Source organism: Caulobacter sp. GW821-FHT09B11 (assembly GCF_059418205.1).
Map to the genome: position 1 here is coordinate 1 of NZ_JBWKPK010000065.1, position 8,685 is coordinate 8,685.

7 protein-coding genes and 1 tRNA gene are annotated in these 8,685 nt (G+C 70.3%); 2 read left to right on the plus strand and 6 right to left on the minus strand.

Features of this window, described 5'->3' with window-relative positions; genetic code table 11:
- Positions 1 to 184 precede the first annotated feature (184 nt).
- On the minus strand, positions 185 to 1,393 hold the full coding sequence (locus AC07N1_RS25150; RefSeq protein ID WP_494674276.1) for an MFS transporter: 1,209 nt from the start codon (positions 1,391 to 1,393) through the stop codon (positions 185 to 187).
- Positions 1,394 to 1,595: 202 nt separating this feature from the next.
- On the opposite strand from AC07N1_RS25150, the gene AC07N1_RS25155 reads away from it, so the two are divergent.
- Positions 1,596 to 2,597: a LacI family DNA-binding transcriptional regulator gene (locus AC07N1_RS25155; RefSeq protein ID WP_494674277.1), complete on the plus strand. Its 1,002-nt coding sequence runs from the start codon at positions 1,596 to 1,598 to the stop codon at positions 2,595 to 2,597.
- A 39-nt stretch (positions 2,598 to 2,636) separates the two neighbouring features.
- On the opposite strand, the gene AC07N1_RS25160 is transcribed toward AC07N1_RS25155, so the two are convergent.
- From AC07N1_RS25160 to AC07N1_RS25180, 5 genes are all read right to left on the minus strand, one after another.
- A tRNA-Ser gene (locus AC07N1_RS25160) sits at positions 2,637 to 2,726 on the minus strand.
- A gap of 159 nt (positions 2,727 to 2,885) precedes the next feature.
- On the minus strand, positions 2,886 to 3,305 hold the full coding sequence (locus AC07N1_RS25165; RefSeq protein ID WP_494674278.1) for a PaaI family thioesterase: 420 nt from the start codon (positions 3,303 to 3,305) through the stop codon (positions 2,886 to 2,888).
- Between the two features lie 69 nt (positions 3,306 to 3,374).
- The gene (locus tag AC07N1_RS25170; RefSeq protein ID WP_494674279.1) at positions 3,375 to 4,214 is read right to left on the minus strand and encodes an MBL fold metallo-hydrolase; all 840 of its coding nucleotides are present in this window, start codon (positions 4,212 to 4,214) and stop codon (positions 3,375 to 3,377) included.
- A gap of 79 nt (positions 4,215 to 4,293) precedes the next feature.
- Complete coding sequence (locus AC07N1_RS25175; protein ID WP_494674280.1) at positions 4,294 to 5,010, minus strand: hypothetical protein; 717 nt, start codon at positions 5,008 to 5,010, stop codon at positions 4,294 to 4,296.
- A gap of 90 nt (positions 5,011 to 5,100) precedes the next feature.
- The gene (locus AC07N1_RS25180) at positions 5,101 to 6,132 is read right to left on the minus strand and encodes an RluA family pseudouridine synthase (protein ID WP_494674281.1); all 1,032 of its coding nucleotides are present in this window, start codon (positions 6,130 to 6,132) and stop codon (positions 5,101 to 5,103) included.
- Between the two features lie 95 nt (positions 6,133 to 6,227).
- Between AC07N1_RS25180 and AC07N1_RS25185 the strand changes: the two genes are divergently transcribed.
- Positions 6,228 to 8,564 (plus strand): TonB-dependent receptor, encoded by a 2,337-nt coding sequence (locus tag AC07N1_RS25185; protein ID WP_494674282.1) that lies wholly within the window; start codon positions 6,228 to 6,230, stop codon positions 8,562 to 8,564.
- Positions 8,565 to 8,685 lie beyond the last annotated feature (121 nt).

Consider the following 8,685-nt stretch of genomic DNA (forward strand, 5'->3'; position numbering starts at 1 on the left):
AGGCGGTGGCCGTCTAACCCCTCGCTCCTCCTGCCGCCTTCCTGGGCCTTGTGCCCAGGACCCATCGGTCAGCCTGCTCAGACCCTTCGAGCTCGGCCTCGATTTGAGCGGCCGCCGGCATGGGCCCTCGCCACAAGGGCGAGGGAGGCAAATGAGGGGAAGAGGGGGAGGAGGGGCCGGGTTATCAAGCCGCCGCCGTCGCCTCGGTCTGGCGGCGGTCGTCCCAGACGGCGAGCGCCCAGACCACGAAGCCGCCCAGGGCCAGGGCGCAGCCGACCCAGCCGGTCGAGCGCCAACCGAAGCCCGAGGCGACAGCCAGGCCGGCCAGCCAGGGGCCCAGGGCGTTGGCGGTGTTGAAGGCCGAGTGGTTGAGGGCGGCGGCCAGGGTCTGGGCCTCGCCGGCCACGTCCATCAGGCGGGTCTGCAGGGCCGCGCCGAGCCCGCCGCCGCAGCCGATCAGGAACACCACCGGGACCAGGGTCCACAGGCTGCCGACGGCCAGCGGATAGAGGGCCAGGGAAGCGGCGCTCCACAGCAGGATGGCGCCGACGGCCGGCATCAGGGCGCGGTCGGCGGCCCAGGCGCAGACCAGGGTGCCGGCGGTCATGCCCAGGCCGAACACCATGAGGACGCCAGGCAGGGCGGCCGGCGAGGCGTGGGTGACCTCGATCAGGGTCGAGGCCAGATAGGTGTAGACCGCGAACATGCCGCCAAAGCCGATGGCGCCGATGCCCAGGGTCAGCCAGACGCGGCGGCTGGCCAGGGCCGACAGCTCGCGCAGCGGGCTGGCGTTCTTGGGCGCGGGCTCGCGGGGCGCCAGCAGATAGACCGACACGGCGGTCAGGGTCGCCAGGGCCGATACGATGACGAAGCCCCAGCGCCAGCCGATCCATTGGCCCACGGCGTTGGCCAAGGGCACGCCGACGATGGTGGCCACCGTCAGGCCGATCATCACCCGCGCCACGGCCGAAGCCCGCTTGTCTGGCGCGGCCAGCGAGGCGGCGACCAGGGCCGCGACGCCGAAATAGGCGCCGTGCGGCAGGCCGCTGAGGAAGCGGAACAGCACCATGGTCTCGAAGTTGGGCGACAGGGCCGACAGGCCGTTGCCGACCGCGAACAGCACCATCAGCCCGACCAGCAGGGTGCGGCGGGCGATCCTGGCGGCCAGCACGGCGATGATCGGCGCCCCGACCACCACGCCCAGGGCATAGGCGCTGATGGCGTGGCCGGCGGTCGGCTCGTCGACGCCCAGGGTGCGGGCGAAGTCGGGCAGCAGGCTCATCGAGGCGAACTCGGTGGTGCCGATGGCGAAGCCGCCCAGCGCCAGGGCCAGTTGGACGAGAGCGGCGGAGGGGGCGCTGCGGGCGTTGGCGGTCGCGGAGGGGACGCTCATGGCGGGCCTTGTCGGAACGGAAGGCGGCGAAGCCGATCACGCACGCGCCTGTCGCCCGCCCGGATGCGAGCCCGGCGGGGATGGCGCGCGGTTAGGGCCGCGCTGCGGTTTAGTAGAATGCGTGCATAGCTATTCACTCGCCAGCCGGCGCGCAACCCTCTAAACAGGCTCGCGTGGGGAAAAGGGTGCGAGGGATCGCCGCATGAGCGGAAACTGGCGGCCGCCGTCGTCGATCGACGTGGCCAAGGCGGCGGGGGTGTCGCAGTCGGCGGTGTCGCGCGCCTTCACGCCGGGCGCGAAGATCGCCGAGGCCACCCGCGCCAAGGTGATGGCGGCGGCGCAGGCCCTCGGCTATCGGCCCAACCTGCTGCCGAAGATCCTGCAGACCAACCGCTCGGGCATCGTCGCCGTGGTCGTGGGCGGGTTCTACAATCCCTATTTCGCCATGACCCTGGAGGCCTTCTCCGAGGCCCTGACGGCGGCCGGACGGCAGACGCTGCTGGTGCGGGTCGACAGCGACCGCATCCTCGACGGCGTCGTCGATCAGCTGGCCGGCTACCGGGTGGACGCCGTGGTCTCGGCCCTGGCCCTGACCTCGCAGGAGGCGGCCGACCAGCTGGCCAAGCTGCGCATCCCGATCGTCACCCTGAACTCGGACCTGGCCGGCGACTGGATCCGCTCGGTGTCGTCCGACAACTTCGCCGCCGGCGAGGCCGCGGCGCGGTTGCTGCACGCCCGTGGCGGGACGCGATTCGGCTTCGTCGCCGGTCCGGCCGACAGCCCGGCCCAGGTCGCGCGGGAAGCCGGCTTCGCCCATGGCCTGGCCACGCTCGGCCTGCCGCCGGCTGTGCGGGCGGGCGGCGGCTACGACTACGCCAGCGGGGCGGAGGCGGCGCGGACCTTGTTCGCGGGGGCAGAGCGGCCCGACGCCCTGTTCTGCGCCAACGACCTGGCGGCGTTCGGCGCCATCGACGTGCTGCGCGAGACGTTCGGCCTGAAGGTTCCCGACGACGTGCTGCTGGTCGGCTACGACAATCTCGACATGGCCGCCTGGGCTCCGTACCGGCTGACGTCGTTCGACCAGGACATCGAGGCCCTGGTGGCGACGGCGATGGAGCTGCTCGGCCTGGAAGCGGGGGCGACCTGCGTGGCGCGGGTCGTGCCGGCCCGGCTGGTCGAGCGCGAGAGCACGCGATCAGGCTAGCGCCGGGGCGCTTTCGCAGGGTCGATTTTCAGGGGGTAATGGCGGAGAGGGTGGGATTCGAACCCACGGTGCCCTTCCAGGCACGCCGCATTTCGAGTGCGGTACATTCGACCACTCTGCCACCTCTCCAGGGGGTCTTCGTGACCAGCTTGGGGCCGGTCTTGAGTGAGGGCGGGATACCTATCCGCGCCGCCGAAAGAGCGCAAGAGGCTGTGATGCGCTTTTCTGTCTCAGGGCGCAATTTCCTGCGCCGGGCGGCGGCTTGATCCGGGCCCGGACCGTGGCGGCTCAGGCTTTCGGGTAGAGAACCATCTGGGTGCAGCGGAAAAGCGCGATGGTCTTGCCCGTGCCTTCGGCCGTGACGACGGCGTCCCAGACCTGGGTGTTGCGGCCGCCGTGGATCAGCTTGGCCTCGCAGGCCACGCCGCCGTCGCGGGCGGTGCCCAGGAAGTTCGACTTCAGCTCGATGGTGGTGAAGCCGGTCGCCCCCTCGGGCAGGGAGACGACGCAGCCGTAGCCGGCGGCGCTGTCGGCCAGGGCGATGACGGCGGCGGCGTGCAGGAAGCCGTTGGGGGCCATGTGGTGGCGCGCGACGTCGAAGCGGCCGCGCACCAGGCCCGGCACGGCCTCCAGCCATTGCAGGCCCAGATGGTCGGGCAGGCTGCCGGCCTGGACAGAGGTGAGGTTGGCGCTCTGGTCGTCGGCCATGGCGAGGTCTCCTAATGCTTCACGTGCGAAGTATTAGGCGCGCCGGAAGTGCTGATGGCAAGTCCGTTTTTAAAGCGAACTGATGTTCCGCGGCGGAAAGCGGACGCCGGCCTCGTCGGGATAGGGCAGCTTGCCCGAGCGGACGGCGACGTCGAGGGCGGCGATGGTCAGGGCCGAGGGCGCGGGCTTGTCGCCGGCCCGGCGGGCGACGAACTCGGCTTGCGAGACGGCGTCGCCGGCGTCGGGATTGGCGGCCTTCTGGGCGGCGACGGTCGTGTCGGCGGCGGCGGCGTCTTCGCCGGCCCAGCTCGACAGCAGGCGGGTGTCGCCCGGCAGCGAGAGCAGCTTGCGGGCGTCGGCGAACAGGCCGTCCGCATCGGCGCCGGGGGCGTCGCTGTCGGGCAGGCCGGTGGGCAGAAGAGCGTCGCCGACGAAGACCACGTCGCCGGCCTTGTAGGCCACGGCGCCGGGCAGGCGGCCGGAGAGGGCTATGGGGTGAAACTCGATCCCGCCCATGATCAGCGGCTCGTCGTCCTCGCGGGCCAGCTTGTCGAAGTCCCAGCCCTCCAGATCGACGCCCTCGGCGCCGAGGGCGGGCACGAGACGCTGCAGGCTTTCCAGCACGTGGGCGCCGATGGCGACAGAGGCGCCAGTCTCGTATTTCAGGTGGCCGGCGGCCGAGAGGTGTCCGGTGTGGACGCCGGTCTCCAGGATCCAGGTCGGACCCAGGTCCTTCTCGCGAATGTCGGCGATGATGGCGTCGACGAAGGCGGTCGAGGTCTCGCCGGTGGCCGGGTCGAAATCGAGCACCGGATCGACGATGGCGCACAGCAGAGTGGCCGGATCGGCCACGAGATAGGTCACCCGCCCAGTGGCGGCATGATGATACGCAGTGATGTCCGGCTGCATGCTTACGCCTGAAGGTCCCCGATTGCCCGGCACCATGACGGCAAGCCGTTAAGCTTCGGCGAACGCCGGAACGGGAGCCCTAGGGACGGTCGTCGATGTCGCAGGGGCGCTGGGCGCCGCGCATTTCCGTGGCCCACAGCGGTTCGACATAGCGGCCGTCGTCGGCGCGGGCGCCGCTCAGGCAGCGCTCGGTCGCGTTGCGGCCGGAGGACATGTCGAGCGACAGGGCGATCGACTGGCTCTTGCCGCCGCGGCCATAGCCGTACGGGCCGTAGCCATAGGGGCCGCCGCCGTAGCCGAGGCCGCCATAGCCGTAGCCGCCATACCCGTAGCCATCGTAGCCATAGCCGCCGCGGCCGTTCTTGCCGTACTCGGTCTGGCTGACCGCGACGCCCAGGGTGCCGGTCTCGCCGACCGGATAGAAGGCGGTGACGCCCATGTGGCGATAGCCGCCGGTGCCGACGCCGACCTCGACGCTGCCGTGGACCTTGCGCTTGGTCGGGCCGTCTTCGTCGGCGCGCGTCAGGTTCAGGGGGCCGCTGTCGTCGACCGTCTTGACCGGCGAGGCCTTCAGCCAGGCGTCGATCTGCTCCTGGGTGGTGAGCGGACGGGTCGCGGCGGGCGCGGCCGGCGCCGGCGCGGCTTCGGCCTGGGCTTGAGCCTGGGCCGGGCTGGTCGTCGCCTTGGCGGTGGCCACCACCTCGTCGTCGGCGCCGGCGGCGAAAGCCATCACGGGCGCGGCGAGCAGGGCGATACCCAGCGAGAGGCGAGGAACGAGGCGGGCGGCGAGGGACATGACGCAGATCTCCAGCCCTCTACCGATACGCGGGCGGTCAAGCCGAATTAGGGCGCGAATGTTGCTCGGACGCAAGCTCCCCGCCATCGGCTACAGCGCCTCCAGCCCGGCCTCGACGGCGGCCATGTCGGGCGGCAGGGGCGTTTCGAAGCGCAGGGTCTCGCCCGTCACCGGGTGGACGAAGCCGAGCAGGGCGGCATGCAGGGCCTGGCGGGCGAAGGCCGTCTCGGTAAGCACCGCCTTGACCGGGGCCGCCGGGGCGCCGGCGCCGTAGACGGGATCGCCGAGGCACGGCGAGCCCTTGCTGGCCATGTGCACCCGGATCTGGTGGGTGCGGCCGGTCTCCAGCCGGCAGGACACCCGGGCCGCCAGGGGCTTTACGCCGTCGCCGCCATAGGTGCGCTCGACCCGGTAGTGGGTGGTCGCCTCGCGCCCGCCGCTCTTCAGCACCGCCATCTTCTTGCGGTCGTGCGGGGAGCGGCCCAGCCGCGTCTCGATCGTGCCGGACGAGGGCTGCGGCGCGCCGCGAACCAGGGCGACGTACATGCGGTCGATGTCGTGCGCGGCGAACAGGGCCGAAAGGCCGCGATGGGCCGCGTCGCTCTTGGCCGCGACCATGACGCCGGAGGTCTCCTTGTCGAGCCGGTGGACGATGCCGGGCCGAGCCACGCCGCCGACGCCCGACAGGCTGTCGCCGCAATGGTGCAGAAGGGCGTTGACCAGGGTGCCGGTCTCGCTGCCCGGGGCCGGGTGCACGGCCATGCCGGCGGCCTTGTCGACGACGATCAGGTGGGCGTCCTCGTAGAGCACGCTGAGCGCAATGGCCTCGGGCAGCGGGATCGCCGGGGCCGGCGGCGGCTCGACGACGAGGTAGTCGCCGGCCTGCGCCTTGGCCGAGCCGTTGGTCACCGGGCGGGGCGCGCCGCCGGCGTCGAGGCGGAAGACCCGGCCCTCGGCCATCAGCGCCTGCAGGCGGGCGCGGGACAGTTCGTCGAACAGCGTCGCCAGGGCCTTGTCCAGCCGCTGGCCCACGAGATCGCCCGAAAGTTCAGCGGTCAGGCGTCGTTCGCCTTCAGCGGGCGCGTCGGGCAGGTCGTCGATGTCGTCTTCGGCGTCGGCCACGCTGTTTCACGGCTCCTTCACAACCCCGTCGCGTAAGCGACACCGCCGCTCCCTAGGGGCGGGGCTTCGTACAGTTGTTTTGAGGGGAATAGTCCATGCGCGCCATCCGCACCACCACGCTCCGGGGCACGCTCGCCGGCGCGAGCCTGCTGGCCCTGGCGATCGCCAGCCCCGTCCTGGCCGCCCCGGTCGCGGCGGAAGGCGATGCGGCCGCCGCGCCGACCCAGGTCGACGAGCTGATCGTCACCGTCCAGAAGCGCGAGCAGAAGGTCCTCGACGTGCCGATGGCCCTGACCGCCTATTCCGGCGAGAAGCTCGACGAGCTGGGCCTGCAGGAGTTCGAGGAACTGGGCCAGTTCGTGCCCGGCTTCGACGTGCAGAACCAGTCGCCCAACAACCCCGGCTTCGTGATGCGCGGCATCACCTCCGACAGCGGCGAGGCCACCAACGAGCCGCGCGTGTCGGTCTACCAGGACGGCGTGTCGATCTCGAAGTCGCGCGGCTCCTACGTCGAACTCTTCGACCTGGAGCGCGTCGAGATCGCCAAGGGTCCGCAGTCGACCCTCTACGGCCGCGGCGCCCTGATCGGCGCGGTCAACATCATCCAGGCCAAGGCCAAGCCGGACTTCGACGCCAGCCTCAAGGTCGAGGGCGGCGACTACGGGTACTTCATGGCCGAGGGCATGGTGAACGCCCCGATCACCGACGCTCTGGCCGTGCGTCTGTCGACCCGCGTCAAGAAGCGCGACGGCTATGTCGAGAACCTGCTCGGCGGCGAGGACTTCAACTCGACCGACACCGTGGCCGCGCGCCTGGCCGTCAACTACACGCCCAACGACCGCTTCAAGCTGGACGTGCTCTACAACTACCAGCAGGACAATCCGTCGGGCACCTCGTTCAAGTCGCTGACCTACGCCCCGACCGACCCGACCACCGGCAAGGTCATCGGCGACCTGGGCCGTAACTCCGGCGCGGCCCTGTCCACCGTCGACGGCTTCGAGAACGGCCAGCCCCTGGGCCTGGACCGTCGCCTGTGGAGCCTGACGGCCCTGGCCAGCTACAAGCTGAACGACGCCCTGACCCTGAACTCGACCACGGCCTACCGCTACTTCAGCGGCGAGGAAGTCTTCGATCCGGACGGCTTCTCGCTGCCGCTGTTCGTGTTCGCCGAGGACGCCCAGGGCAAGTCGGCCAGCCAGGAATTCCGCCTCAACTACGACGCCGGCGGCAGGATCACCGCCTTCGGCGGCGTCAGCATGTTCTGGGAAGACGGCAGCCAGCGCGTGCCGCTGCGCATCAACGAGAAGATCGCCTACCTCTTCCTGACCGGCCAGCTGTCGATCCCCAACGGCCTGTCGACGACCGTGATCAACGCCATCCCGGCCCTGGCGGCGCTGTCGTCGGGCCGCACCGAGGAATACACCAACTACGGCGAGACCAACTCGTACGACGCCTTCGCCGACGTCACCTTCAGGGCCACCGACCGCCTCGAGCTGACGGCCGGCGTCCGCTACACCTACGACGACAAGACCAGCGGCTACGGCGCCTGGATCAGCAGCCCGTCGATCATCGGCGGCAGCACCGCCACCGTGACCCGCGGCCTGATCGTTCAGCCGGTGACGACCTACTACAAGGACTTCAGCGACAGCGGCGTCACCTTCCGCCTGGTGGGCCGCTACGAGCTGGCCGACGACGTCAACGTCTACGGCTCGGTCTCGACCGGCCGTCGTCCCAAGGTGCTGACCGGCGCCAGCCTCAGCGAAGTGCCGGCCGAGGAGGTCACCTCCTACGAGGTCGGCGCCAAGGCGGCCCTGCTGGACCGTCGCCTGACCGTGGACGGCGCGATCTACCGCTACGACTACGAGAACTTCCAGACCAGCGGCGTGACCAGCACCGGCACGGCCATCACCATCAACGCCGGCGAGGCCAAGGCCTACGGCTTCGAGGGCCAGGCCAACTTCTACGTGACGCCCGACCTGCTGGCCTTCGCCACCTACGGCTACAGCCACGCCCGGTTCGGCAACGGCCGGTTCGAGGGCAACCACTTCCGGCTGTCGCCCGACCACTCATTCTCGCTGGGCGTGAAGGCTTCGCGCGACACCAGCGTCGGCAAGTTCACCTTCCTGCCGACCTGGACCTGGCAGTCCGAGCAGTTCTTCGACAACAACAACGACATCGCCGCCCTGCAGAGCACGACGGGCACGATCAAGGACACGGTGCAGGACGAAAAGCAGAAGGCCTTCGGCCTGCTGAACCTGCGCCTGACCTACCAGCCCAAGGACAGCCCGGTGACCTTCGGCGCCTTCGTCACCAACGCGCTGGACCAGGACTACATCAAGGACGCCGGCAACACCGGCGACGCCTTCGGCATCCCCACCTTCATCGCCGGCGAGCCCCGGTTCATGGGGGTTTCGGTGTCGTTCAAGCACTAGCTTAGAGACCCTTCTCCCCTTGCGGGAGAAGGTGTCGCCGAAAGGCGACGGATGAGCAACCATGTTGAGTTCAGGCTTGCGTTAGCCAGGGCTGCTGTCTTGCGAGGACGAGGTTTGCGGC